The sequence below is a fragment of the Pseudoclavibacter sp. 13-3 genome (assembly GCF_021168475.1).
In the GTDB taxonomy this organism is placed as follows: Bacteria; Actinomycetota; Actinomycetes; order Actinomycetales; family Microbacteriaceae; genus Pseudoclavibacter_A.
This window is the reverse complement of sequence record NZ_JAJOZT010000003.1, coordinates 61,819-86,346: the sequence shown is the minus strand read 5'-3', so window position 1 is coordinate 86,346 and position 24,528 is coordinate 61,819. Positions and strand designations below refer to the sequence as shown.

Genomic DNA, 24,528 nt, shown 5'->3' with positions numbered 1-24,528 from the left:
GCCGCCGGTCGCGCTCGGTCAGAGCAGCCGGCGGGCGAGCGCCCACGCGGTCAGCTCGTGCCGCGACGACATCTGCAGCTTGCGCAGCACCGATGAGACATGCGTCTCGACGGTCTTGACCGAGATGAAGAGGTCGGCCGCGATCTCTCTGTAGGTGTAGCCCTGTGCGATCAGGCGCAGCACCTGCTGCTCGCGCCGGGTGAGCCGGTCGAGTTCGTCGTCGGCCTGCGCGGTCTCTCCGCTGGCCGCTCCGAACGCGTCGAGCACGAACCCGGCGAGGTGCGGCGAGAAGACCGCGTCGTCGTCGGCCACCCGCCGTACCGCATCAGAGACCTCTTCGTCCGAGGAGCTCTTCGTGATGTAGCCGCGAGCACCGGCGCGAATCACTCGCACGACGTCTTCGGCCGAGTCCGAGACACTCAGCGCGAGAAAGCGCGTGTTCGGCGCCGAACGCTGCGAGCGCTCGATCACCTCTGCTCCGCCACCGCCCTGACCACCGGGCAGATGCACGTCGAGCAGCACGATCTGTGGCTGGGTCTCACCGATCACCCGTATGGCGGCGTCGACGTCGGGAGCCTCGCCGACCACTGCCAGGTCGTCGGCGAGCGACTCGCGCAGCCCCGCCCGAAAGATCGAGTGGTCTTCGACCAGCACGACGCTGATACGTGCTTCGTCCGTCTCGTTCATCTGCCGCCCCGCTCCGTCGTCATCGCGTCCTGCTCGTCGAGGGTGAGCACCACGCGCGTACCGTGACCGCCCGGGCCTGCGGTGATGCGCGCCTGCCCGCCAGACCGCCGCATGCGCGCGATGATCGACGAGCGGATGCCATGTCGGTCATCGGGAATCGCACCGAGATCGACCCCCGGGCCGCGATCGGTCACCGTCACGCTCAGCCGGCGACGTGGCATCGCATCCGCAGCCGCCGCACTCGCGTCGACGCCGCCCTCGACCAGCACCGAGATGCGCCCGCCGGCGTGCCGGGCGGCATTCGTCATCGCCTCGTTTGCGGCTGCCACCAGGGCGTCGGCACCGCCGCTCCCGCGCAGCGCCCGGGTGACCACGACATCCCCGATCGTCACCACGTCGAAGGTGCAGCCGTGCTCCTCGTCCAGCCGCTCTGCGATCGCGCGCAGCCGTGCGCCGACGTCGCTCGGTTCGGCGCGCTCCTCGTCTGTAAGCCCGGTGTCGCGCACGAACAGCCAGTCGCGCAGTTCGCGTTCCTGGCGTCGGGCGATGCGTGCGACGTCGCTGTCCGGGGCAGACTTTTGCCGGATCAGCGCCAGCGACTGCAGCACCGAGTCATGCAGATGCGCGGCGATGTCGGCTCGCTCGTTCGCCCGAGCACGCTCCGCCCGCTCGTTGGCCAGGGTGCGCATCACTTTGACGACCCACGGCGCCAGTGCGACGCCGGCACCTGCCAGCACCGCGAGCGCGCCGCCCAGCACGCCGGTGGGTCGCCCCTCGCCGCCCGGCAGCACGAGCAGGATCACACCGACCACGACGAGCGCCGCGCCGCCGATGACCTGCCAGGTCACCTCCCGCGTTCCGGCTGCGCCGTCGCTGATGAGCCGCCGCCAGGCCAGCACCAGCCCCACGACGGCGATCGCGGCGGGAATCAGAATCTGCAGCGGCACGCTGCCGGTCGCCACGGCGATGGCGAGCGCGAGCAGCCCGCCGCCGATCAGCAGCGGCACGGCCGGGTTGAAACGACGGCTGGTGGAAGATGCCGGATCCGACGTTGTCCGAGCTGCATCGCCGGGTCGCTGCAGGATGCTGCCCGCGACCGAGGCGGCGGGTGGCTGACGTGCCGGGTCGTCGGCATCCGGCACCAGCAGCCACAGCCAGAAATAGAGCACGATGCCGGCGCCGCCGAAGAGGGCCGCGACCACCATGCCGATGCGCACAGCCTGCACCGAGACGTGCAGATGCTCCGCGAGCCCCGCGCACACGCCGCCGAGCACACGCGGGCGCGTGCGCAGCATCCGGCGCTGCGAGACGGGTGGGCTCATGCCTCCATCCAACCACGGACGCCTGCGGGGATCGCTCGTTCTCTGCCGCGATGGCTCGTCAACGGCCGTTTCGGAGCGATCCGTGGCGGCGGGGAGCGATCCGTGGCGGCAAAGCACAATCCCCCGCAGGGGAGAGTGCCCTGAGTAGAAATCAGGGTGATCCCTGATAGCGGCGGCCCCGGCTCGGCACGCACACTGGTGAACATGAACGCTCACCCCACACCTCCAGCGCCCGACGGCCCTGCCGACGCCGGCCACTCCGGCGACAACGCCCAGACAGGCCATGGAGCCCAGACCGACCACGGTGCGCAGACCGACCGCGGCGACCAGAGCCGGCAGACCGGCTTCTTCCCCTGGCTGCGCGGCCTCGGGGTGACCCGTGGCGAAGACCGATGGTTCGCGGGCGTGTGCTCCGGCATCGCGCATCGCTTGGGCATCGACCCGCTGATCGTACGCGGCATCGCCGTCGCACTGTTCTTCGTCGGCGGCATCGGCGTGCTCACCTACCTGGCGGCCTGGCTGCTGCTGCCAGCGGCCGACGGTCGCATCCATCTCGAAGAGGCACTGCAGGGCCGCGCGAGCACCGGGGTGTGGGTGGGTCTCGGCGCCGTCGTGCTGCTGCTGCTCACCCCGATCGGCGGTCACGGGTTCGGCATCGGCTGGTTCTGGGATGACGATGTGCTGCACCTGTCGGGCCTCGCCATCGCCCTGCGCGTGATCTGGACGATCGCCGTCACCGCCGCGCTGATCTGGCTGGTGGTCTGGCTGATCCGGCGCGCGACCCGGTCGGGCGGCGGCCCTCAGCCCACCGCATACGACGACGCTGCGCAGCAGACCCGTGACGCTTTCTCTGACGCCGCACAGCAGTCGAAGGCCGCGTTCGCCGCCGCGAACGCCCAAGGTCGTGCGCAGGCGAGAGCAGCGCACGAAGAGGCCCGAGCACGCGGGCGGCAGCAGGCCGAGCAGGCGCGGATGCAGGGTCAGGCGGCAGCGGAACGCGCACGTCTCGCACATGAACGCAGCCGGCCGGGCAGCGCGGCCGTCTCGATCGGCTTCGGCATCGCGCTCGTCGTCGGTGGGGCGGTCGGCGGTCTCGCGCCGATGATCAGCTCGGAGATCAGCGCGCTCACCGCCGTCGCACTCGGATTCGCCGCAGCACTGCTCGTGCTCGGCATCACGATCACGGTTCTCGGGCTGATGGGTCGACGCGGCGGCGTGCTGAGCTTTCTCGCCGTAGTCGCCGCTGCCGCCACGCTGACGCTCAGCCCGCTGACCGTCGTGCGCACCGGACCCATAACGGTCGCAGGCGACGCGCACTGGAGTGTGCAGCCGAGCGACCTGGTCGACGAGGCGTCGGCTCCGTCGTTCTCCATGGTCGCCTCGACCGGCCGGCTCGATCTTCGGGCGCTCGACGACGCTTCTCACACCCCGGCACCGATCGACGTCTCAAGCACGGCCGGCACGCTGTCTCTGATGATTCCCGATTCGGGCACGTTCCGCATCGTGACGACGGCCACCGTCAGCACGCTGAACCAAGACGCGCTGCCCGGCGGTGAGCCCGAGCAGCGCTCGGGTCTCGGCTTCAGCTCGATCACCGTGGTGCGCGACGGGCGGGTCGTGTCAGGCGACACCGACGATTCTGCGGGCGTGACCGTCAACGCGCATCTGATCGCCTCGACGATGAGCCTGCAGCCGGCACGATGACCCTCGGCCACCCGCACGAACGTGCTGAGCCCGCTCCCCGATCCTCTTCTCGAAAGGTCATTCCGATGTCACTTCCCACCACACCCGAACCGCACGATCCCGACCAGCGGCCGAAGACGAACCCCGAAGACATGCACGACACTCTGCCGCTGCACGAGCCGCTGGACGAGCCGCTCGGCGCGACCACGGCATCCGCCGCAGCTGGTGCGCCCCCTGAGACTGGAGCGCCCCCTGAGACTGGAGCGCCCCCTGAGGCTGGTGCGCCCACTGCGCCCACCGACGCACCGACTCAGGTGCAGACACCGGAGCAGGCGCCGGGACGCCCCGGCCCGCGCATCGGCACCGTCGTCTGGGGGCTGATCGTCATCGTGGCGGCTGTGCTCGTGGTCGCCTCGCTCACACTGCCGTTCACGATCGACCCGACCATCGCGATCATCTCGGTGCTGATCGGCTTCGGCGCGCTGCTGATCATCGGGGGCATCTGGGCCGCGATCAGTCAGCGCGCAGATCGACGTTAGTCGGCCTGCCGGGCAGCAGCCGCTGCGGCAGGCCTGCCGTCGGTCTCGACGCTCGGCGTGCCCCGACCGCCGAAGTGCTGCGGGCGCTGGTAGAGCAGGGCGATCAGCCCGGCCAGAGTCAGAGCCGCCGCCGGCAGGATCATTGAGTCGGACATCGCGCTGGTGAAGCCGGTCGCCACGACATCGGGCAGCGCGCCGGAGGCGCCCCCGGCGCCGGCAGCCTCAGACGCCCCGGGCAGGTAGTGATCGAGCCGCGAGGTCATGACGGCGGCGATCGCCGCAGCACCGATGACGCCGCCGAGCTGACGGGCGGTGTTGAAGACGCCGGATGCCGCTCCCGCCAGCTTCATCGGCAGGTTTCGGGTGGCGGTGGCGCTGACCGGCCCCCACATGAAGGCGTTGCCGAGACCGAGAATCATCGACGGCACGAGCAGCAGCAGCCACGGCGTGTCGATGTGCACCACGAGCAGGTAGGCCCACATACCCAGCGCCGAGCACAGCGTGCCCGTCGCCGCGAGCAGGCGCGGGTGCACCCGGTCGGTCAGCCGCCCCGAGATCGGGGCCAGCAGCATGCCGAGCACCGAAGCGGGCAGGGTCATCAGCGCCGACTGAGTCGGTGTGAGGCCCCGGACGATCTGAAAGTAGTAGATCAACGGGATGAACATCGCGGTGATGCCCAGACCGATCAGCGTGATCGTGGTGGTCGAGACCGAGAAGTTGCGATCTCGGAAGAGCTTCAGCGGCACCAGCGGAGCCACACGCTCTGCGCGCTGCCAGAGCACGAACGCGATCAGGAAGACCATGCCGCCGATGATCGACAGCACGACCCAGCCGTTCCAGTCGTAGCGGTTGCCCTCCTGGATGCCGAAGACCAGCAGGAACACGCCGATCGCCGAGAGCACGACGCCGAGCCAGTCGAAGCTCTCGCGATGCGAGGCGAGGTCGGGCACCAGCCAGACGGCCAGCACGAAGCCGATGACGCCGATCGGCACGTTGACGACGAAGATCCACTCCCAGCCGAGGCCGTCGACCAGCAGACCGCCCAGCAGCGGCCCGACCAGCGTGGCCAGGCCGGCGACCGACCCCCAGACCGCCATGGCGCTGCCGCGGCGATGCGGCGGGAACACACGCTGCACCACCGCCATCGTCTGGGGCGTCATGAGCGCCCCGCCAAGACCCTGAATCGTTCGCGCCACGATGATGTTGACGAAGCCGCTGCCCGGCAGCCAGCCGGCGAGACCGCACCACAGCGAGGCGAGGGTGAAGATCACGAGCCCGACCAGATAGACCCGCTTCGGGCCGAAGCGGTCGCCGAGACGACCGGCCACCAGCATCGGCACCGAGTAGGCGAGCAGGTACGCCGAGGTGACCCAGATCACCTCGTTGACATCGATGCCCAGGCCGTGCTGAATGCTCGGGTTGGCGACCGACACGATGGTCGTGTCGATCAGGATCATGAAGAAGCCGATGATCAGCGCCCACAGCGCCGGCCACGGACCGTGCGGGGTCTCGGGCGGCGTCATGACGTGCTGGTCAGACGAAGGTGCGGTGTTCACTGGTTCTCCCGTTCAGGAATCTCGGTGTGGGGGTGTCAGGATGCGCGTCGGAGCACGCCGCAGAACGACGAACGTGAGCATACTCCGCTTCGATGCGTCCGTGTCGAATCATCTCAGGCCCGTGGAGTAACGTGGGCACATGAGCATACTGCCTTCGCTCGACGAGCTGCTTGAGACGCTGCGAGTCGTCTCGCTGCCCATGAACACGCCGTTTCGCGGCGTCACGGTGCGTGAGGCCGCGCTCTTCGAGGCGCCCGGCGGCTGGGTCGAGTTCTCACCGTTTCTGGAGTACGAGACCGCTGAGGCGAGCACGTGGCTGGCCGCCGCACTCGACGCCGGCTGGCAGCCGCAGCCCGAGCCGGTGCGGCGCAGCGTGCCGGTCAACGCCACGATGCCCGCCGTGCCTGCCTCGCAGGTGCCAGAGGTCTTGGCGCGTTTCGGCGACCTGACCGGGCTGAACACGGTCAAAGTGAAGGTGGCCGCCCGCGGCGAGGCTCTCGAAGACGACCGAGCCCGCCTGCGGGCCGTACGCGAGGTCGTCGGCGACGAGGTGCGCATCCGCATCGACGTCAACGGCCGCTGGTCGCTCGACGAGGCCTTCGCCGCGCTGACCCAGCTCGAGCGCTTCGGGCTCGAGTACGCCGAGCAGCCGGTCGCCACTGTCGAAGAGCTCGCCCGACTGCGCGAGATGCTCGCGAACGCGGCAGTCACCGTGCCGATCGCGGCCGATGAGAGCATCCGCAAGGCCGAAGACCCGCTGCGGGTGGCCGCACTCGGGGCGGCCGACCTGATCATCGTGAAGGCCCAGCCGCTCGGCGGCGCACGCCGGGTGCTCGACATCGTGCGCGAGACGGGGCTGCCCGCGGTCGTCTCATCGGCGCTCGACACGGCGGTCGGCATCGCCTTCGGCGCACGTGTGGCGGCCGCGCTGCCGACCCTCGAGCACGCCTGCGGGCTCGGCACCGGCGCGTTCTTCGATCAGGATGTCGTGGCCGGCCCGCTGGTGCACGACTTCGCGATCGCCCCGGGGCGGCCCGAGGTCGATGCGGATGCGCTGCGCCGGCTCGATGCCGGCACGGCGCGCACCGGATGGTGGCGCGAGCGGATCACCGACTGCTACGCGCAGCTCGCTGCTGCGCAGGGCGATCGCTAGCCGAGCCCGGAATAGGCGTGCAGCCCTTTGAACAGCGTGTTCACCACGCCGAAGTTGAACAGCACGCAGGCGAACCCGATGATGGCGAGCACCGCCGCACGAGTGCCGCGCCAGCCGCGCGTCGCACGGGCGTGCAGGTAGCCCGCGTAGACCACCCAGATGATGAGCGTCCAGGTCTCTTTGACGTCCCAGCCCCAGTAGCGACCCCAGGCCTTCTGCGCCCAGATCGCACCGAAGATCAGTGTGAACGTCCAGAGGACGAAGCCGATGATGATCACCGTGAACGAGAGCTGCTCGAGCTTCTCGCTCGACGGCAGCGCGTCGAGGTAGGCATTCTTGCGGCGCTGCTCCTTCGGCTTGGCCTCACGGCGCGCCTGCACCAGCTGCAGCCCGCTCAGCGCGGCACCCACGGCGAAGAAGCCCGTTGCGAGAATGGCCACCAGCACGTGGATCACGATCCAGGCCGACTCCAGGGCCGGCATCAGCGGTTTGACCGCGGTGTACCAGACCGTCGTCGCCAGCAGCAGCACGAGCACCAAGAAGCCGGTGACGAACATGCCCGTGAAGCTGACGTCGCGCCAGAGGTTCACGAACAGGTAGACGCCCGCGATGATCGCGACCGCGGTGATCGAGAACTCGTGCATGTTCGACCAGGGCACGCGCTGGGCCGCGATGCCGCGCAGCACGACTGCCGCCACGATGACGACGAACCCGAGCCACGACAGCGACGTGCCGATGCGCAGGCTCTTGCGTGTGCGCGCTGACGCCCGCCCCGACGTGCGAACCGCGAAGTCGTACGCGTAGAAGATGAATGCGAGGCCGAAGATGATGCCGGCGGTGACGACCGCGGTCATCGACCATTCCTCGAGTTGCGCCAGATCCATGATTGCCTACCCTAGCCCTTCTTCGGCTCGTCGCCAGCGTCGCGCTGGGCGTCGTTCGTGTCGTCGTGCTCGTGTGCGAGGCGGTCGGCGATGCTGCGCACGGCGTCGTCGAGCAGGTGGTCGTCGCCGCGGGCGAGACCACCGATCTCGAAGACCGTGCGCACACCCTCGGCGGATGCCTCATCGCCTTCGCCTGCCGGGTTCGGCCCGGCCGCGGGCACGGGTTCGCTCCACGCGCGCACCCAGATGCGGCGACGCGGCACGAAGAGCGAGGCGATGAGTCCTGCAGCGGCGAGCAGCGCGAAGCCCAGCACCCAGATCTGGCTCGCATCGCGGCGCATCTCGAGGCTGACGTACGGCCGCACCTCGTCGAAGGTGACCGTGCCGCGGCCGCCCGGCAGGTCGACGGTCTGCCCGGGCGTCAGCCGCAGCGACTTGGCCACGCTGCCGCCGTCGCCGGAGTTCGGCCCGCCGGCGATCTGTTCGAGACCGTCGGGGTCGAGGGTGTACACCGACTTGGGCTGCCCCTGATCGACGCCGAGGTCGCCCACGTAGACGTTGAGGCTGAGCACCGGGTTGTCCAGCGCGGGGTAGACCGATGTCGACATGCCTTCGTGCGCCGACGCCTCGGTCGGATAGAAGTAGCCGAGCATGCCGATCTGCTGCGGGGCCACGTCGGTGACCTTCACCACGCCCATCGACGTGAGGTTGGCATCCTGCGGCAGGAACGGAACCGGGTCGGAGAACACGACCTGCCCCTGCGGGTCGCGCACGGTGATCTTGGGCGCATAGCCGTTGCCGAGCAGAAAGACGTCGGTGCCGTCGACGTTCAGCGGCTGGTTCACCTTGATCTGCCCGGGCTCCTCGCTGCCGTCGGAGTGGTGCACCGTCACGTCTGCGGTGTAGTCGAGCGGCTGCCCGTAGGCGCCGCTCTTGATGTCGGCCAGCGTCTCGGCGTACGTGGTCTCGAACGAGTCGAGTGTGATGGCGAACGGCTTCAGCTGCTCTGACGAGAACCAGCGGCCCGGGCTGAACGAGTCGTAGCTGCTCAGCGTGTTCGGAAAGGTGCCCCCCTGCACGATCACACGCTGGCCGTGATACGAGATGCCACCGCCGACGCCGACGGCGATCAGCACGCCGATCAGGGCGATGTGAAAGAGCAGGTTGCCGGTCTCGCGCAGATAACCGCGCTCCGCGCTCACGCTGACCGCAGCGGGCCGGCGCTTCGTCTCGGGCCGGTCGTAGCGGGCACGACGGTAGTGGCGCCCGGCCAGCAGCCGGTCGGCTGTGGCGATCACCTGTTCCGGCGTCGCGACCACGGCATCCGCCGTCGACGGCAGCTCGACGCGCTGGTAGCCGGCCAGGCGGTTCAGCCGCACCGGTGTCTTCGGCGGTTTCGAGAAGAGCGCCTTGGCGTGCAGCCTGATGCGCGGCACGATGCAGCCGATCAGCGAGATGAACAGCAGCAGGTAGATCGCCGAGTACCACGGCGACGCGTACACGTCGAAGAGGCTCAGCTTGTCGAGCACCGGTGCGAGGTCGGGGTGCTCGTTGAAGTACTTGGTGACGCCGTTGGGGTCGGCGCCGCGCTGCGGCACGATCGACCCGGGCACCGATGCGATCGCCAGCAGCAGCAGGAGCAACAGGGCGATGCGCATGCTGGTCAGCTGCCGCCAGAGAAACCGCAGCCAGCCGAAGAAGCCGAGCTGCACATCCTGCGGCAGCGCCTCGGTCTGTCGACCGGTCGTCAGCGTGGTCGCGCGAGCGTCGTCCTCGGCCCGAGCGCGGTCGGCGGCGGAGTTCTCAGATGAGCGTGACATATGCACCGATCCATCCTTGCAGAGTGTTGATCCACGCGGTCCACAGGCCGGTGGTGAGAGCGAGGCCGAGCACGATCAGCAGCGCGCCACCTGCCAGATTGATCGCGCGCACGTGTCGACGGGCCCAGCCCAGCGAACGGTTGGCCCACCTCCACCCGGCGGCGATCAGCAGAAAGGGCACGCCGAGCCCGAGCGCGAACGCGAAGCTGAGCACGGCGCCGACCCAGGAGTCGCCGCTGGTGAAGCTCAGCGTCTGAATCGCCGCGAGCACCGGGCCCATGCACGGCGTCCAGCCGAGCCCGAACACGATGCCGAGCAGGGGCGCGCCGATGAGCCCGAGCCGCGGCTGCCAGCCGGGCTTGATCGTGCGCTGCATGAAGCCGAACCGCCCGACGAACACCAGACCGAGCGCCATCACCAGCACGCCGAGCACCCGAGTCACGATCTTCTCGTACGAGATCAGAAACATACCGAGCGTGCCGATGGCCCCGCCCACGATCACGAAGACCAGGGCGAAGCCGAGCACGAAGAGCAGCGCCCCGACGAGAGTGCGCGAGCGGCTGGATGATGTCGGCGACTGAGTCGCGGTCTGAGTCGCGGAGGGGGTCGAGGCGGGTATCGAGGGCCGAGCCGAGGCCTGCTGCCCCGGCGTCACCGCCCCCACATAGGCGAGGTATCCCGGGATCAGCGGCAGCACGCACGGAGACAGAAAGCTGACCAGCCCCGCGAGCAGCGCGATCGGCACGCCCGCCCACAGCGACCCCGAGAGCACGATCTCGGCGAGAGAGCCGCCCATCTACTCGGCCACGGCAGTCTTGATCAGCGCCCGCAGCGTGCCGGCGTCGAGCTGCCCGAGAATCGTCGCGGTGACCCGGCCGTCGCGACCGATCACCACGGTCGTCGGAACGGCCTTCGGCGGCACGCCGGCCGCGGCGAAGGCGGCCTGGACGGTGCCTCCGGCCGCCTCGGCGTCGAGCACCGAAGGATAGTCGATGCCGTAGTTGCGCTCGAAGGCCTGCGCAGTCTCGCCGCCGTCGCGAACGTTCACACCCAAGAACTGCACGCCCTGCGATTCGAACTCGCTGTGCAGCGTCTTCAGGTCGCCGGCCTCAGCGCGGCACGGTGGGCAGGCCGCGTACCAGAAATTCACCACCGAGACTTTGCCAGAGAGGTCGTCCTGGGTGACCTGCCGACCGTCTTCGGTCGTGCCCGAGAACGTGACGGGCGCCGGGCGCTGGTCGACTGCGAACTCTTTCACCGCCCCGGTGCCCGAGATGTAGCCCTTGTCAGACGAGTCGCCGTACTGCTGCTCGGCGAGCGGATCGGCGTTCGAGCACGCCGTGAGAGCAAGGGCGACGCCTGCTGCGAGCGCAGCGGCGGCCAGACGGCGGATGCCGCGCTCGGTGAAACGGTTCTGAGTCTGACGGTTGCCCGGGGTCATACGGCTCCCTGGTCGATGCTGGGCACATCCGCCGCCGGATCGCAGTAGTCGACCTCGTGGAACTCATCGTGCTCTGGGTCGTACTCGAAGCTGGTCACGCTCGAGAGCGCGCAGCGGCGGTGTGCGGGGTTGTGGAAGAGCGCGTCGCCGGCGATCGCGCGATGGGCCATCCAGATGGGCGACTGATGGCTGACCATCACGATGTCGGCGTCGGGGTCGGCGTCCAGGCCGGCATCCTGCGCCCGGTGGTCGTCGACCCGACGCTGACGCGCAAGCCAGGCGTCGCGCATCGCATCGATCATGCGATTGGCGATGTGGCGGTAGGGCTCGCCCCAGCTCGGACGGAAGGGGTTGTAGACCCGGCGCCACTCTTTGGGGTCTCGCAGCAGGTGCAGACCCGGTTTGCGAGCCGTACCCTCGTATTGGTTGCCGGCCTCGATGAGCCGCTCGTCGGTCTGCAGCGGCAGGCCGGTGAGGTCGACGAAGGGTGCGGCCGACTCCTGCGCGCGCTGCAGCGGCGACGCGTAGAGCGCGGCGATCGGGCGGCCGTCGTCGACGAGCGCCCGGGCCGTGGTCTTCGCCATCAGCTCGCCGCGGTCGGACAGCCTGAACCCGGGCAGCCGCCCGTAGAGCACGCCGTCAGGGTTGAAGACTTCGCCGTGGCGCACCAGATGGATGCGTCTGGGAGACATATGCGGCATTCTACGCAACCCTGCGCGCGCGTGCGAGTCGGTCAGCCGCGCCGACGGCGGAGACCACTCGCCGTCGTCTGCCGCGATCACCCGCGAAGGGGCCGACGAGGCGCAGTCTGCGGCGGCAGGGGGGCGATCCCCGCAGGCGAGACCGAGCTGGGCGCGGCCGGGCACAGTAGAATCGACGAGACATCACATTCTTCGGAAGGACATCTGTGCTGCGTACGCACGAGGCCGGGTCGCTCGGCAAAGACTTGGTAGGAAAGACCGTCACGCTGGCAGGGTGGGTCGATCGTCGGCGCGACCACGGCGGCGTCGCATTCATCGATCTGCGCGACTCGACCGGCATCGCCCAGGTCGTCATCTACGACGAGGCCGTCGCGCACCCGCTGCGCAGCGAGTTCGTGATCAAGGTCGTGGGCGATGTGCGTCTGCGTCCCGAGGGCAACGCGAACGAGAAGCTCGCAACCGGCGAGGTCGAGGTCGTCGCCACCGAGGTCGAGGTGCTCGCGCCCTCCGCCGCCCTCCCCTTCCAGGTCTCCACTGCCCTGGCCGGCACCGAAGAGACCGAGAGCGTCAGCTCCGACGTGCGGCTCAAGTACCGTTACCTCGACCTGCGTCGTCCGGCACCGGCGAAGGCCCTGCGACTGCGCGCCGCGGTCAGCCGTGCTGCCCGCGGCGTCTTCGACGCGCACGGCTTCGTCGAGGTCGAGACCCCCACGCTGACGCGGTCGACGCCTGAGGGAGCCCGCGACTTCGTGGTTCCCGCACGCCTGTCGCCGGGCAGCTGGTACGCCCTGCCGCAGTCGCCTCAGCTGTACAAGCAGCTGCTGATGGTCGCCGGTCTGGAGCGCTACTACCAGATCGCCCGCTGCTACCGCGACGAAGACTTTCGCGCCGACCGCCAGCCCGAGTTCACGCAGCTCGACGCCGAGCTGAGCTTCGGCGGGCAGGAAGACGTCATCGCCCTGGCCGAAGATGTGCTGGCCGCCGTCTGGGCCGAGATCGGCGTCGAGATTCCCCGTCCGATCGCTCGCCTGCCCTATGCCGATGCCATGCGCCTCTATGGTTCGGACAAGCCAGACCTGCGCTTCGGAAACCCGATCACCGAGCTGACCGACTTCTTCGCAGACACGCCGTTCCGGGTCTTCCAGGCCCCCTATGTGGGCGCTGTGGTCTACGAAGGCGGAGCCTCGCTGCCGCGTCGTCAGTTCGACGCCTGGCAGGACTGGGCCCGTTCGCGCGGTGCGCGCGGCCTCGCCTACGTGACGTTCAAAGAAGACGGCACCCTGGCCGGCCCCGTCGCCAAGAACATCTCGGAGTCGGAGCGCGAGGGCCTCGCCGCCGCCGTCGGGGCGAAGCCCGGCGATGCGGTCTTCTTCGCCGCCGGATCGATTAAGCCGTCGCAGGAGCTGCTCGGCGCTGCGCGCGTCGAGATCGCCCGTCGCAACGGTCTGCTGAACGACGACGAGTTCTCGTTCGTCTGGATCGTCGACTTCCCGATGTTCAAGCGCGTCGGCGAAGAGGGCGATGACGACGTGGCCGTGGGCGCCGGCGCCTGGACGAGCGAGCACCACCCCTTCACGAAGCCGACCCCCGAGTGGATCGACCGCTTCGAGGAGGATCCCGCACACGCGCTCTCGACCGCCTACGACATCGTCTGCAACGGCAACGAGATCGGCGGAGGCTCCGAGCGCATCCACCGCACCGATGTGCAGGAGCGCATCTTCGAGTTCCTCGGCATCACGCCCGAAGACGCACAGGAGAAGTTCGGCTTTCTGCTCAACGCCTTCTCCTTCGGCGCCCCGCCGCACGCGGGCATCGCCTTCGGCTGGGACCGCATCAACGCGCTGCTCTCGCGCACCGATTCGATTCGCGACGTCATCGCGTTCCCGAAGTCGGGCAACGGCCAGGACCCACTGACCGGTGCCCCGGCCCCGATCTCGGCCCAGCAGCGCAAGGAGGCCGGCGTCGACGCGAAGCCCGAGAAGAAGGGCGAGGCGACGCAGGGCGGCGAGAAGCAGGCTGCCGCCGAGTAGCACAGTTCGGCGGTGACCCGACGGGCCGGAGTGTTGCGCCTCATGACCGAGACGTTCCACTCCGGCCCTTTCGTGTTCTAGAGTCGGCGAGTACTGTGCCGAGCAGACAGCACGAGCCCGGGCGCGGCAGAGCAGCCGGTCGTCACAGCGGGCAGACGTCTTACGAAGGAGCCGCTCATGACCGATCTCGTCCAGGGTTTCAAGAATGCCTTCCGCCAGCATCCGGCTGGCGTCGCCATCGTCGCCGCCGAATCGGCTGACGGACGCTTCGGGCTGACCGTCTCGAGCGTCGCCTCGGTCTCGGTCGACCCCGTGGCCCTCGTCTTCTCGGTGACGAAGTCGAGCGGGTCGGCCGGGCAGATCCTCAGCGCCGACACCTTCGTCGTGCACCTGCTCGGCGAGGGCCAGGCCGACGTGGCCGACGCCTTCGCCCGCAGCGGAGAGCCCCGCTTCACTCCCGAGCAGCACTGGGGCACGCTGCCCACCGGCGAGCCGGTGCTGGTCGACGCCCCTGTCGCTCTGCGCAGCCGAGCGCTCGACACGCTCACGGTCGGACAGTCGCAGCTCATCGTCGCCGAGGTACTCGGCGTCTACGACGGCCCCGAGGCAGGGCCGCTGATGTATCGCGACCGGCGCTACTTCACGCTCGCCGACACCGCAGCCGTCGCGCGCTCCTGAACACCGCGCCGCCACGCCGGCGACCGGATCATGGTTCAGGACGACAGCTCACAGGCAATTAGTTGCATTCTGCAACCAACTTTCTATACTGAGAGCCATGCAGAACCAGACCGCCATCGCGCTTGTGCATGAGACCGCTCGCTTCATGCGCAACGCCCGCGCGGTGTCGTACGAGGCGACCAAGGCCGGGGCGCTCAACGTGCCCCTCAGCCTCGTGCTCGACGCCCTGATGACTCATGGCAGCTGCCGAGCCGCAGAGGTCGGCGAGCAGATCGGCTTCACCCCCTCGGTACTGAGCAGACACATCGCCGAACTCGAAGAGCACGGCCTCGTCGAGCGCATCGCCGACCCCGACGATGCCCGAGCCCGCATCGTGACCGTCACCGAGCGCGGTCGCACGCGCCTGCACGAGTCGCAACGGCTCCGAGCGCAGCGCCTCATCGACCGCATCGGAGTCTGGGACGAAGCACAGGCCGCCGGGGCGGTGCAGGCGCTCAGTCGTGTCAGCGACCGGCTCGAACGCGGCGGGTCAGAGGCAGCGGCACCCCGAGCCACCACCCCGACATCCGGTGACGACACCCCGCGTCGAGACGACGACTGACCCGCATCTGCACCACGACGCCACACGACCCCCGAACCCCGAACCGAGGCCTGTTTGTCTCTCACACCCGACGCACCCGGCGGCTCCACGGCATCCGCCGCACCCCGCACCGATGCAGCCGTGCCCGACAGCGCCACGCAGAACCTGACGTTCAGGCAGGTGGCGAAGGTCATCGTCGGCCTGCTGCTCGCGCTGTTCACGGCCATGCTCAGCACCACCATCGTGGCCAACGCGCTGCCCGAGATCGTCGGCGACCTGCACGGGTCGCAGTCGCAGTACGGCTGGGTCATCACCGCAGCCCTGCTCGCCAACGCCGCCTCCACCCCGATCTGGGGCAAGCTCGCCGACCTGCTGAACAAGAAGACGCTGGTTCAGCTGGCCATCATCATCTTCACGCTTGGCTCGGTCGCCTGCGGGTTCGCACCTGGAATGCCCTGGCTGATCGGCGCCCGCGTGCTGCAGGGCCTCGGCATGGGCGGCCTGATGGCCCTCGCTCAGGCCATCATCGCCACCATCACCCCTCCGCGAGACCGCGGGCGCTACACGGGTCTCATCGGCGCGGTCATCGCCGTCGCGCAGACCAGCGGGCCGCTGGTCGGCGGGCTCATCGTCGACAGCGCGCTCGGCTGGCGCTGGACGTTCTTCGTGTGCGTGCCCTTCGCGATCGCCTCGCTGATTCTGCTGCAGTTCACGCTGAGAGTGCCGAGTGTGCGCACCGGCCGCGTGCACATCGACTGGGCCGGCTCGCTGCTGCTCACCTCAGGTGTCAGTGTGCTGCTCATCTGGATCTCGTTCGTCGGCCCGAAGGGCTCGTTCGACTGGGTGTCGCCGACCTCGTTCGCCATGGTCGGCGGCGGGGCGCTGCTGCTGATCGCCACGCTCTTCGTCGAGTCGAAGGTCGCCGAGCCGATCATCCCGCTCGGTCTGCTGCGCGACCGTGCCACAGCGCTGGTGCTCATCGCCTCGATTCCGATCGGCGTCGCACTCTTCAGCGCGTCGACGTACTTGGGCGAGTACTTTCAGATCGCGCTGCAGCAGACCCCGACCGCTGCAGGCCTGCTGCAGCTGCCGATGGTCATCGGCATGATCACCGCGAGCATCGGCACCGGCGTGCTCATCAGCCGCACCGGTCACTGGAAGGTGTTCCTCATCGTCGGCAGCCTCTTGGTGACGACCGCACTCACCATGCTCGCCTTCACCACGCACGAGACGCCGATGTGGCAGACCGGATGCCGCATCGCGGTGCTCGGCCTCGGCATGGGCATGCTGATGCAGAACCTCGTGCTCGTCGTGCAGAACACCGTGAGCGTGCGCGACGTGGGCGCGGCCAGCAGCATGGTCGCCTTCATCCGCACCTTCGCCGGGGCGACCGGCGTCGCCGTCTTGGGCACCGTGCTCTCGAACCGGGTCAGCGACCTGGTGAGCAGCGGCTTCGCAGCTCTGGGCCCCGACGCTCAGGCGTCGGGTGCGACCTCGGGCACGCCGTCCGGGCTCGACCTGTCTCAGCTGCCCGACTTCGCGCGAGACATCGTCACCGGCGCCTATGGCGATGCCACCGGCCGCATCTTCCTGATCTCCGCCTGCCTGTCGGTGCTCACCGTCGTCGCAGTGCTGTTCATTCCGAACCGGCCGCTGCGCAAGACCCTGGACCTTCAGGAGCCTGAGACCGCCTGATCGATCTGCCTTCGCAGTCGCACCGGGTCGACGCGCCACTGCGCGACCTGCCGGTCGCCGACGAAGACGACTGGAATCAGCTCGCCGAAGCGCCGCCGCAGGTCGTCGTCATCGACGATGCTCTGTTCGCGCAGTGCGACCGGCTCGCCCGCGGCCCGTGCCTGCTCGATCACGTCGGAGACGATCGTGCGGGCGTCGTCGCAGAGATGGCATCCTGGTCGGCCGAGCAGCAACACGTCGATGGTCATGTCTCGATTCTAGGAATCTCGGCGAGTCATCGAGGCTTCGACACGTCTCATCCCGGCACGGACAGGTAGGATATGCGGTGATGTCATCCGCCTCCCCCTCTGCCGAGATCGCCGTCTTCGACCTCGACAACACCATCGTGCGCGGCTCCGCTGTCTTCCATTTCGGGCAGGGTGCCGTCAAACAGGGCGTCATCCGCTATCGCGACATCTGGTCGTTCGCCTGGCAGCAGTTCCGCTTCTCTCATCGTGGCGAGAACACCGGCAAGCTCAGCGACATCCAGGATCGCGCGTTGGGCATCGCGGCCGGGCACCGTCTCAGCGATCTGCGCGCGCTCATGCCCTCGATCTACGACCGGTACATCGTCAAGCGCATCTGGCCGCAGATCCCCACCCTGATCGCACGCCACAAGGCGGCCGGACGCGACGTCTGGGTCGCCACAGCATCCCCGTCGCTCATCGCCGACTACATCGCCGAGCGGCTCGGCTGCGCCGGCGCCATCGCCTCGCAGCTCGAGCTCACGCCGACGGGCGAGCTCACCGGGCGCTTCGCCGGCCCGGTGCGTCACGGCGCGCAGAAGGCGGTCGCCGTGCGCGAGCTGGCCGAGACGCACGGCTACGACCTCGCCGCGTCATACGCCTACACCGACTCGATCAACGACCGCGCCCTGCTCGAGCTCGTCGGGCATCCCGTGGCGGTGAATCCCGACGCCCACCTGCGCACGCTGGCCGTGCAGAGCGGATGGGGCATCCGCCGGTTCGCCCGCCGGCAGCGCCCCGAAGCCTAGCCTCCCCGCAGCCCGGGCACGCGCCCCATCGCACGGGCAGGGCACGAAGAAGGGCGCCAGGAGACAATCCTGACGCCCTGATCGACACGCTTCCGCGCGGTCGACGACCGATCGCGAAGCCTGCGACCTACTTCTTGTTGCGACGCTGATGGCGCGTCTTGCGCAGAAGCTTACGATGCTTCTTCTTAGCCATCCTCTTGCGGCGCTTCTTGATCACTGAACCCATAGGGAAACCTCACTGAATGTTCTGGTCGGGTGCCGACCTTTTGCTCAACCCGGTTATTCTACCAGCAGCAGCACGCCGGCACTACCTCAGCGGCGCCCGAACGCCCGGCCGAGGCGCCGCGCACCGGCGATGAACGGCCATGCGACCGCAGCGGCGACCTGCCCCACCGTCTGCGCCACCCCGCGCTCGATCGGGTGCTCGGTCGTGCCGAGACGTGCGGCCAGCGGGTCGTCGCCTTTGAACTGCGCAGCGTCGTGCGGGCATGGGGATGCCGCCTCGCCTGAGCCGGTCGCGCCGACGGTCACCGTTGCCAGGCCCGTGGGCTCAGGCTCGGGAAAGAACTCGTCAACCCACTCGCGCACTGGCCCGAGCGCCTCGACGTTGATGCGGTAGAGCCGCCGCTGGCCCTCTTCGCGCACCTCGACCAGGTCGTGGTCGCGCAGCACTTTGAGGTGTTTCGACACGGTCGGCTGGCTGACCTCGAGCTGGTCGACCAGCTCGGAGACGCTCAACTCTGCCCCTGCATCGTGCAAGGTCTGGAGGATGCGCCGTCGAGTCTGCTCGCTGACGGCTTCGAATACCGAGCTCATGCCTCTAGGCTAGCCAATCGGCCGCGCTTGCGACACCGATCCCGGGCACGGCCCGGGCATCAGGTCGCAGCCCCACACAGACGAGACGTCTGCGCTGCGACATGAGAGATAGGCTGGGTGGCATCGGCTCAGTGCGGCCGATCACGAACCACGGGAGCAGACATGGCCGCTGAAGCCGGCATCGGTGCGGGGCAGACCCGCCTGCGTCGGCTGACCGACCGCCTCAAGACCTACGCGGGTCGCTCCCCCTCCAGATTTGCGATCCTGGCGTTCACCTCGATCATCTTCGTCGCCACGATCGTGCTCAGCACGCCGATGGCCAGCGCGACGGGCACCTGGACGCCCCTGCACGAGGCGCTCTTCACGGCGACCAGCACCGTCTGCGTCACCGGGCTGTCGGTTGTCGACATGGCCACACACTGGTCTCCGTTCGGCAACGCGGTGATTCTGATCGGCGCGCAGATCGGCGGCATCGGCGTGCTCACGATGGCCTCGATGCTCGGCATGGTCGTCACGCGGCGGCTCAGCCTGCGCCAGCGACTCATCGCGGCGAGCGACACCAACCCGCTGCGCACGCACGCCGGCCCGGTCAGCGAGGGCCAGGCCATCCGCCTCGGCGAGGTCGGCGGGCTGCTCACCACCGTGCTCTTCACCTCGCTGATCGTCGAGTTCGTGCTCTTCCTCGGCATCCTGCCGAACCTGCTGATCGGCGGTGCCTCGTTCGGCACGGCCGTCTATGACAGCATCTACCTGTCTGTCAGCGCGTTCAACAACGTCGGGTATACGCCGTTTGCCGAGGGCCTGGCAGTGCATGAGTCGAATTCATGGCTGATGGGGATGCTCGTGTTCGGCGTGTTCGCCGGCTCGCTGGGATACCCGGTCGTCTACACCATCATCCGCAACCTGCGCGCGGTGCTGAAGCGCGACACCCGGCACCCGCATTGGAGCCTGCACGTGCGGCTCACGCTGGTCGCCACGGCGGCCATGGCGCTGCTGGGCACGCTGGCGTTCTCACTCACCGAGTGGAGCAACCCCGCGACGTTCGGCGAGAACGCCGCTTGGAGCCGTCCGTTCGAAGCGCTCTTCTACACCACCATGACCCGTTCGGGCGGGTTCGCACTCTTCGACCCGGCCGAGTTGAACGACTCGAGTCTGCTGGTGAGTCAGCTCTTCATGTTCATCGGCGGCGGCTCGGCCTCGACCGCCGGCGGCATCAAGGTGACCACCGTCGCGGTGCTGCTGCTGGCGGCGCTGGCCGAGGCCCGCGGCCAGGGCGAGATCCAGGCCTTCGACCGCCGCATCCCCAACGACGTGCTGCGCGTCGCCGTGAGCATCGTGCTGTGGGGCACCGCCATCGTCCTGGCCTCGACGCTCATGATTCTGCCCTTCACCGAACGGCCACTGGCCGACGTGCTCTTCGACGTCATCTCGGCGTTCGCGACCTGCGGGCTCTCCACCGGCGTGACGCAAGACCTGCCGACGCCGGCGATCGTCGTGCTCTCGGCGACGATGTGGGCCGGCCGGGTTGGTACAGTGACGTTGGCAGCGGCGATCGCGTCTTCGTCACGTCGCCAGCTGTACAAGCACCCGGAAGAGAGGCCGATCGTTGGTTGAGAGAATCGCCGTCGACGCACCAGTGGCCGTGATCGGCCTGGGGCGGTTCGGCGCCGCCACCGCCGGTCAGCTCAACCGGCTCGATCGCGAGGTCTTGGCGGTCGACACGAACCCGTCTCTGGTGCAGAAGTGGTCGGAGCGCGTCACGCACACCGTCGAGGCCGACGCCCGCAACCCCGAAGCGCTCAAGCAGATCGGCATCGGGCACTTTCAGATCGTCGTGGTCGCCGTCGGCACGCTCGAGGCGAGCGTGCTGATCACTGCGAATCTCGTCGACCTGAAAGTGCCGCAGATCTGGGCCAAGGCGTCGACGCAGTCGCACGGCAAGATCCTCGCGCGCATCGGCGCGAACCATGTGGTCTACCCCGAGGCGCAGGCCGGCAATCGCGTCGCGCACCTGGTCAGCGGTCGACTCCTCGACTTCATCCAGTTCGACGACGACTTCGCGATCGTGAAGCTGTACCCGCCCAAGATCATCCGCGACAAGCCGCTGGGACGCTCGATCGTGCGGTCGAAGTATCACGTGACCGTCGTGGGGGTGAAGTCGCCGGGCAAGGAGTTCACCTATGCGACCGAGAACACCGTGATCACCAATCACGATCTCGTGATCGTCTCAGGGCGCGTCGCCGACATCGAGCGCTTCGCCAACCTCGACCGCTGAGGCTCAGCGGTCGTCAGGCGTTATCGGCCGCCATCTCGTGTGCCCGATCGATCGCGGCGCGCAGCGCCTCGGTGAGGTTCTCGACCTGGCCGCCGCGCGAGATCACCGCGAGCGCCTCTTGCGTGGTGCCGCCCGGGCTGGTCACCGCGATGCGCAGCTGCTCGGCGGTCTGCCCGCTCTCGTCGAGCAGTCGCGCGGCGCCGATCACGGTCTGGTCGGCCAGCAGCCGGGCCTCATCGGCGGTGAAGCCGATGTTTTGCGCCGCCTGCTCGAACTGCTCGACGAAGGCGAACAGATACGCCGGCCCCGACCCCGAGACCGCAGACAGATCGTCGATGCGCGACTCGGGCAGCTCGAGCACCGCGCCCACCGTCTCGAAGAGCGACTTCACCAGCGCTCGCTGCTCGTCGGTCACGCCGGGGCCGGCGGCCAGTCCCGTCACGCCCGCCCCCACCCGAGCCGGGGTGTTCGGCATGGCGCGGAAGACTGCCGTGCCGTTCGGCAGCGCACCGGCAATGGAGGCGATGGTCACCCCCGCGGCAACGCTCACGACGATCGCGCCGGGCGCGAGCTCGCCGCGAATGTCTCGCAGCACCTCTGACACCTGGTACGGCTTCACGCCGAGCACGACGATGCCCGCCCCGCGCACCGCCGTCGAGTTGGCGTCAGCCTCGCGTTCACCGCTGAGCGCGTGCACCAGGCCGCTGTACTCGCTGGCCAGGGCGTCGGCCTTCGCCGCCGAGCGGTTGGTCGCGCGAATGCCGTCACCGGCGCCGCCGGCCACCGACAGGCCCGAGGCCACCAGACCGTGCAGAATCGCTCCGTTCATCGAGCCGACGCCGAGAAAGGCGATGGCCGGAAACTCGGTCGGCGCGGATGCCGACGGCAGGCTCGTGTCAGATGTCGCGGGAGATGTCGGATGCGGGGTCTCAGGTGCACGCTCAGTCATGGTCGTCAGTGTAGTAGCGCATGAGCCCACAGCCTGACGCGGCACGGCGAGTATTCTGGGCGAATGAGCACGAACGCGTCAGCGACCCGCACATCCGCCCGCACGCCCGAGCCGCACCAGGAGGGCACCGGCGCGATCATCGCGGCGCTCCTGGCCAACCTCGGCATCGCCGTCACGAAGTTCGTCGCCTACCTGATCTCGATGTCCAGCTCGATGCTCGCCGAGTCCGTGCATTCCCTGGCCGACACCGGCAACCAGCTGCTGCTGCTCATCGGCGGGCGCAAGGCGCGCCGCGAGCCCACGCCCGAGCATCCCTTCGGCTTCGGGCGCGAACGCTATGTCGCCGCATTCGTGGTGTCGATCGTGCTGTTCAGCCTCGGCGGGCTCTTCGCCGTCTATGAGGGCTTCGAGAAGATCATGCATCCGCATCCGCTCGACAACTGGTGGCTGCCGATAGCGGTGCTCGTGGTGTCGATCGTGCTGGAATCGCTCTCGCTGCGCACCGCACTGCGCGAGTCGAAAGCCGCACGTGGCGACGGAAGCGTCTTCGAGTTCGTGAGACGAGCGAAGGCTCCGGAGCTGCCCGTGGTCATTCTGGAGGACACCGCCGCGCTGACCGGCCTGGTGCTCGCGCTGTTCGGCGTCGGGCTCACAGTGCTCACCGGCGACGGCGTCTGGGACGGCGTCGGAACGATCGCCATCGGCACCCTGCTCGTCGTGGTGGCGCTGGTGCTCGGTGCCGAGACCCGCAGCCTGCTCATCGGCGAAGGCGCGACCGACGCCGACCTGAAGCGCATTCGCACCGCCGTGCTCGCGGGCGACGACGTCGACCAGATCATCCATCTGCGCACCCTGTACCTCGGACCCGACGCGCTGCTCGTGGCGATGAAGGTGGCGGTGCCCCCGACGGAGTCGGCTCGCGAGCTGGCCCGGGCCATCGATGCGATCGAAGGACGCATTCGCGCACAGGTTCCGATCGCCACGACGATCTTCATCGAACCCGACATCCTGCGCGCGTCGGCATAGGCGTAGCAGCCGTTCGAGCGATTCTGTCCCGGGTTGATCGCGTGGACCCATGCGACGCGGCGGCAGAGAGATGAAGCCCGCTCCGGGTCAGACGCAGAACGGGCCGCCCCACGCATGTGGGGCGGCCCGTTCTCAGAGAGCGCCCGAAGGCGCTGCAGAACCGACTACTTGTCGAGGTTCTCGTCAGCGCGGACGATGATGACCGGGGCAGGGATGTTGTTCAGCACACCATGGCTGACCGAGCCGAGGAACAGACGCGTCAGACCCTTGCGCCCACGATTGCCGACAACGAGCAGCGCGGCATGCTTGGCGGCCTCGACGATGCCGCGCACAGGCTCGGCCTCGATGAGCTGCGTCTCGATCTTGAGATCGGGCAGCACGCCCGACACGAGATCTTTCGCCCCCTGAAGCACGGCTCGCGACTCGTTGCGCACCTCTTCGATGATCTGCGCGCTCCACGCGACATCGGTCGCCGGCATGGCGGGAATCGTCCAGGCCGAGACGATGTGCAGGGTCTCGCCCAGCGCGTCTGCAGCCCGAGCCGCGTACTCGAGAGCGACGTTGGCGGTGGGGCTGCCGTCGACAGCGACGTAGACCCCGTGGCGCTCGCCCAGCTCATAGGTGGGCACGACGGCAACGGGCGAATGCGCCGACGCGGCCAGACGAATCGGCTTCGAGCCGAAGATCACGTTCGGCAGCTTGCTGCCCTTGTGCGTGCCGACCACCATCAGCTCGGCACCCTTCGACTCCTCTTCGAACACGGCCGTCGGCGTGCCGGGTGCGAGGTTGGTGGTGTAGGTGACATCGGGTGCGACGGACTTCGCGTATGCGACCTCCTGATCGAGCAGCTTCTGCCCTTCAGCAAGCGCCTCGCTCTCGAACACCGGGGTGTCAGAGAACGGGGTGAGGTCGATCACGTAGAACAGCTCGACCTCGGTCTTCGCCCGCTGGGCGTAACCGACGCCCCAGCGCAGCGCTGCGCGAGCCGGTTCTGAGCCGTCGACACCGATCACGATCTTCTTAGTCATTCTGGCCTGCCTCCTCAAAGTTCGACGGAGCCAACTGCCCCCGCCTTCACACTCAGGCTACCTGTTTCCGCTGACGCTTCGAGCCTGCGTCGAAAAGATAAACGATCGGAGATCAACGGCGGGGCTGGAAGAAATCCTGCAGCAGCCCACTGCTGCGCCGCTCGCAGACGCCGCCGATGACCTCGACCTGATGATTGAGCCGACGATCGCGCAGCAGATCGTAGACCGACCCTGCAGCACCCGCTTTGTCGTCCCAAGCGCCGAAGATGACACGCGGGATGCGCGCCGAGAGAATCGCACCGGCGCAGAGCACACAGGGCTCAAGCGTCACGACAAGCGTCGTGTTCGGCAGCTGCCAGCTGCCCCAGGCCTTCGCCGCACGGCGAATTGCCAGCACCTCAGCGTGAGCGGTCGGGTCTTGGAGCTTCTCGCGCTCGTTGTGCGCCACCGAGATGACGTTGCCGAGCGCATCGAGCATGATCGCCCCGACCGGCACGTCGCCGGTCTCAAGCGCACCATGCGACTCCTCGAGTGCTGCGTCCATCCACTGCTCGAAAACGGGGGAGACAGGCATGTTCACGAAAGATTCCTCACTCATGGTCGACTGGGCGGCGCCACGTCCAACTTACCGC

The 24,528-nt window shown here is 68.5% G+C and carries 25 protein-coding genes; 11 read left to right on the top strand and 14 right to left on the bottom strand.

The genetic code is table 11. The features are described from left to right. Nucleotides 1-18: 18 nt before the first annotated feature. Both LRX77_RS06415 and LRX77_RS06410 read right to left on the bottom strand, forming a co-directional pair. Nucleotides 19-687, bottom strand: coding sequence for a response regulator (locus LRX77_RS06415; RefSeq protein WP_231832090.1), 669 nt, complete (start codon nt 685-687; stop codon nt 19-21). Continuing rightward, nucleotides 684-2,009, bottom strand: coding sequence for an ATP-binding protein (locus LRX77_RS06410; protein WP_231832089.1), 1,326 nt, complete (start codon nt 2,007-2,009; stop codon nt 684-686). The genes LRX77_RS06415 and LRX77_RS06410 overlap by 4 nt, the downstream gene beginning before the upstream one ends. Nucleotides 2,010-2,213: 204 nt before the next feature. Between LRX77_RS06410 and LRX77_RS06405 the strand changes: the two genes are divergently transcribed. Together LRX77_RS06405 and LRX77_RS06400 are read left to right on the top strand one after the other, a co-directional pair. After that, nucleotides 2,214-3,713: a PspC domain-containing protein gene (locus LRX77_RS06405; RefSeq protein WP_231832088.1), complete on the top strand. Its 1,500-nt coding sequence runs from the start codon at nt 2,214-2,216 to the stop codon at nt 3,711-3,713. A gap of 65 nt (nt 3,714-3,778) precedes the next feature. Next, nucleotides 3,779-4,231 carry a hypothetical protein gene (locus LRX77_RS06400; protein ID WP_231832087.1) on the top strand — a complete coding sequence of 151 codons (453 nt, stop codon included), beginning with the start codon at nt 3,779-3,781 and terminating at the stop codon, nt 4,229-4,231. Here LRX77_RS06400 and LRX77_RS06395 read toward each other — a convergent pair. Beyond that, nucleotides 4,228-5,754: a DHA2 family efflux MFS transporter permease subunit gene (locus LRX77_RS06395; protein WP_231832289.1), complete on the bottom strand. Its 1,527-nt coding sequence runs from the start codon at nt 5,752-5,754 to the stop codon at nt 4,228-4,230. The genes LRX77_RS06400 and LRX77_RS06395 overlap by 4 nt on opposite strands. 172 nt (nt 5,755-5,926) lie before the next feature. Here LRX77_RS06395 and LRX77_RS06390 point away from each other — a divergent pair, with 172 nt between their 5' ends. Continuing rightward, the gene (locus LRX77_RS06390; protein ID WP_231832086.1) at nt 5,927-6,940 is read left to right on the top strand and encodes an o-succinylbenzoate synthase; all 1,014 of its coding nucleotides are present in this window, start codon (nt 5,927-5,929) and stop codon (nt 6,938-6,940) included. Here LRX77_RS06390 and ccsB read toward each other — a convergent pair. The 5 genes from ccsB to LRX77_RS06365 are packed head-to-tail and all read right to left on the bottom strand — an operon-like array spanning nt 6,937 to nt 11,777. Further along, a complete protein-coding gene (ccsB, locus tag LRX77_RS06385; RefSeq protein ID WP_231832085.1) occupies nt 6,937-7,824 on the bottom strand; it encodes a c-type cytochrome biogenesis protein CcsB in 888 nt (295 codons plus the stop codon). The two genes, LRX77_RS06390 and ccsB, sit on opposite strands and share 4 nt — an antisense overlap. Before the next feature lie 11 nt (nt 7,825-7,835). Then, nucleotides 7,836-9,644: a cytochrome c biogenesis protein ResB gene (gene resB / locus LRX77_RS06380; RefSeq protein WP_231832084.1), complete on the bottom strand. Its 1,809-nt coding sequence runs from the start codon at nt 9,642-9,644 to the stop codon at nt 7,836-7,838. Next, on the bottom strand, nt 9,628-10,440 hold the full coding sequence (locus LRX77_RS06375) for a cytochrome c biogenesis CcdA family protein (protein ID WP_231832083.1): 813 nt from the start codon (nt 10,438-10,440) through the stop codon (nt 9,628-9,630). The genes resB and LRX77_RS06375 overlap by 17 nt, the downstream gene beginning before the upstream one ends. Further along, nucleotides 10,441-11,085, bottom strand: a complete 645-nt coding sequence (locus LRX77_RS06370) for a TlpA family protein disulfide reductase (RefSeq protein ID WP_231832082.1) — start codon at nt 11,083-11,085, stop codon at nt 10,441-10,443. Next, on the bottom strand, nt 11,082-11,777 hold the full coding sequence (locus LRX77_RS06365) for a histidine phosphatase family protein (protein ID WP_231832081.1): 696 nt from the start codon (nt 11,775-11,777) through the stop codon (nt 11,082-11,084). The genes LRX77_RS06370 and LRX77_RS06365 overlap by 4 nt, the downstream gene beginning before the upstream one ends. 215 nt (nt 11,778-11,992) lie before the next feature. Here LRX77_RS06365 and aspS point away from each other — a divergent pair, with 215 nt between their 5' ends. The 4 genes from aspS (at nt 11,993) to LRX77_RS06345 (ending at nt 16,769) form a co-directional block, all read left to right on the top strand. Next, nucleotides 11,993-13,816 (top strand): aspartate--tRNA ligase, encoded by a 1,824-nt coding sequence (gene aspS, locus LRX77_RS06360; protein WP_231832080.1) that lies wholly within the window; start codon nt 11,993-11,995, stop codon nt 13,814-13,816. 177 nt (nt 13,817-13,993) lie between these two features. Beyond that, nucleotides 13,994-14,494: a flavin reductase family protein gene (locus LRX77_RS06355; RefSeq protein ID WP_231832079.1), complete on the top strand. Its 501-nt coding sequence runs from the start codon at nt 13,994-13,996 to the stop codon at nt 14,492-14,494. Nucleotides 14,495-14,591: 97 nt separating this feature from the next. Continuing rightward, nucleotides 14,592-15,095 carry a MarR family winged helix-turn-helix transcriptional regulator gene (locus LRX77_RS06350; RefSeq protein ID WP_231832078.1) on the top strand — a complete coding sequence of 168 codons (504 nt, stop codon included), beginning with the start codon at nt 14,592-14,594 and terminating at the stop codon, nt 15,093-15,095. A gap of 54 nt (nt 15,096-15,149) precedes the next feature. Continuing rightward, nucleotides 15,150-16,769: an MDR family MFS transporter gene (locus tag LRX77_RS06345; protein WP_231832077.1), complete on the top strand. Its 1,620-nt coding sequence runs from the start codon at nt 15,150-15,152 to the stop codon at nt 16,767-16,769. On the opposite strand, the gene LRX77_RS06340 is transcribed toward LRX77_RS06345, so the two are convergent. Further along, nucleotides 16,748-17,017 (bottom strand): glutaredoxin family protein, encoded by a 270-nt coding sequence (locus LRX77_RS06340; protein ID WP_231832076.1) that lies wholly within the window; start codon nt 17,015-17,017, stop codon nt 16,748-16,750. The genes LRX77_RS06345 and LRX77_RS06340 overlap by 22 nt on opposite strands. An 80-nt stretch (nt 17,018-17,097) precedes the next feature. On the opposite strand from LRX77_RS06340, the gene LRX77_RS06335 reads away from it, so the two are divergent. Continuing rightward, nucleotides 17,098-17,802 carry an HAD family hydrolase gene (locus tag LRX77_RS06335; RefSeq protein ID WP_231832075.1) on the top strand — a complete coding sequence of 235 codons (705 nt, stop codon included), beginning with the start codon at nt 17,098-17,100 and terminating at the stop codon, nt 17,800-17,802. Between the two features lie 127 nt (nt 17,803-17,929). Here the strand turns inward: LRX77_RS06335 and LRX77_RS06330 are convergent, their stop codons facing one another. Beyond that, complete coding sequence (locus LRX77_RS06330; protein ID WP_003792170.1) at nt 17,930-18,028, bottom strand: 30S ribosomal protein bS22; 99 nt, start codon at nt 18,026-18,028, stop codon at nt 17,930-17,932. Between the two features lie 86 nt (nt 18,029-18,114). Beyond that, a complete protein-coding gene (locus tag LRX77_RS06325) occupies nt 18,115-18,618 on the bottom strand; it encodes an ArsR/SmtB family transcription factor (protein WP_231832074.1) in 504 nt (167 codons plus the stop codon). A gap of 162 nt (nt 18,619-18,780) precedes the next feature. Here LRX77_RS06325 and LRX77_RS06320 point away from each other — a divergent pair, with 162 nt between their 5' ends. Further along, entirely contained in the window at nt 18,781-20,232 is a 1,452-nt protein-coding gene (locus LRX77_RS06320) for a TrkH family potassium uptake protein (protein WP_231832073.1), read from the top strand. After that, nucleotides 20,225-20,893, top strand: coding sequence for a potassium channel family protein (locus LRX77_RS06315; RefSeq protein ID WP_158030343.1), 669 nt, complete (start codon nt 20,225-20,227; stop codon nt 20,891-20,893). The genes LRX77_RS06320 and LRX77_RS06315 overlap by 8 nt, the downstream gene beginning before the upstream one ends. 13 nt (nt 20,894-20,906) lie before the next feature. On the opposite strand, the gene proC is transcribed toward LRX77_RS06315, so the two are convergent. Next, nucleotides 20,907-21,842: a pyrroline-5-carboxylate reductase gene (gene proC / locus LRX77_RS06310; RefSeq protein ID WP_231832072.1), complete on the bottom strand. Its 936-nt coding sequence runs from the start codon at nt 21,840-21,842 to the stop codon at nt 20,907-20,909. 63 nt (nt 21,843-21,905) lie between these two features. Here proC and LRX77_RS06305 point away from each other — a divergent pair, with 63 nt between their 5' ends. After that, nucleotides 21,906-22,868: a cation diffusion facilitator family transporter gene (locus tag LRX77_RS06305; protein WP_231832071.1), complete on the top strand. Its 963-nt coding sequence runs from the start codon at nt 21,906-21,908 to the stop codon at nt 22,866-22,868. Nucleotides 22,869-23,032: 164 nt separating this feature from the next. Here the strand turns inward: LRX77_RS06305 and LRX77_RS06300 are convergent, their stop codons facing one another. Together LRX77_RS06300 and tadA are read right to left on the bottom strand one after the other, a co-directional pair. Further along, nucleotides 23,033-23,896 carry a universal stress protein gene (locus LRX77_RS06300; protein ID WP_231832070.1) on the bottom strand — a complete coding sequence of 288 codons (864 nt, stop codon included), beginning with the start codon at nt 23,894-23,896 and terminating at the stop codon, nt 23,033-23,035. 112 nt (nt 23,897-24,008) lie between these two features. Next, nucleotides 24,009-24,470 carry a tRNA adenosine(34) deaminase TadA gene (tadA, locus tag LRX77_RS06295; RefSeq protein WP_231832069.1) on the bottom strand — a complete coding sequence of 154 codons (462 nt, stop codon included), beginning with the start codon at nt 24,468-24,470 and terminating at the stop codon, nt 24,009-24,011. Between the last annotated feature and the right edge of the window lie 58 nt (nt 24,471-24,528).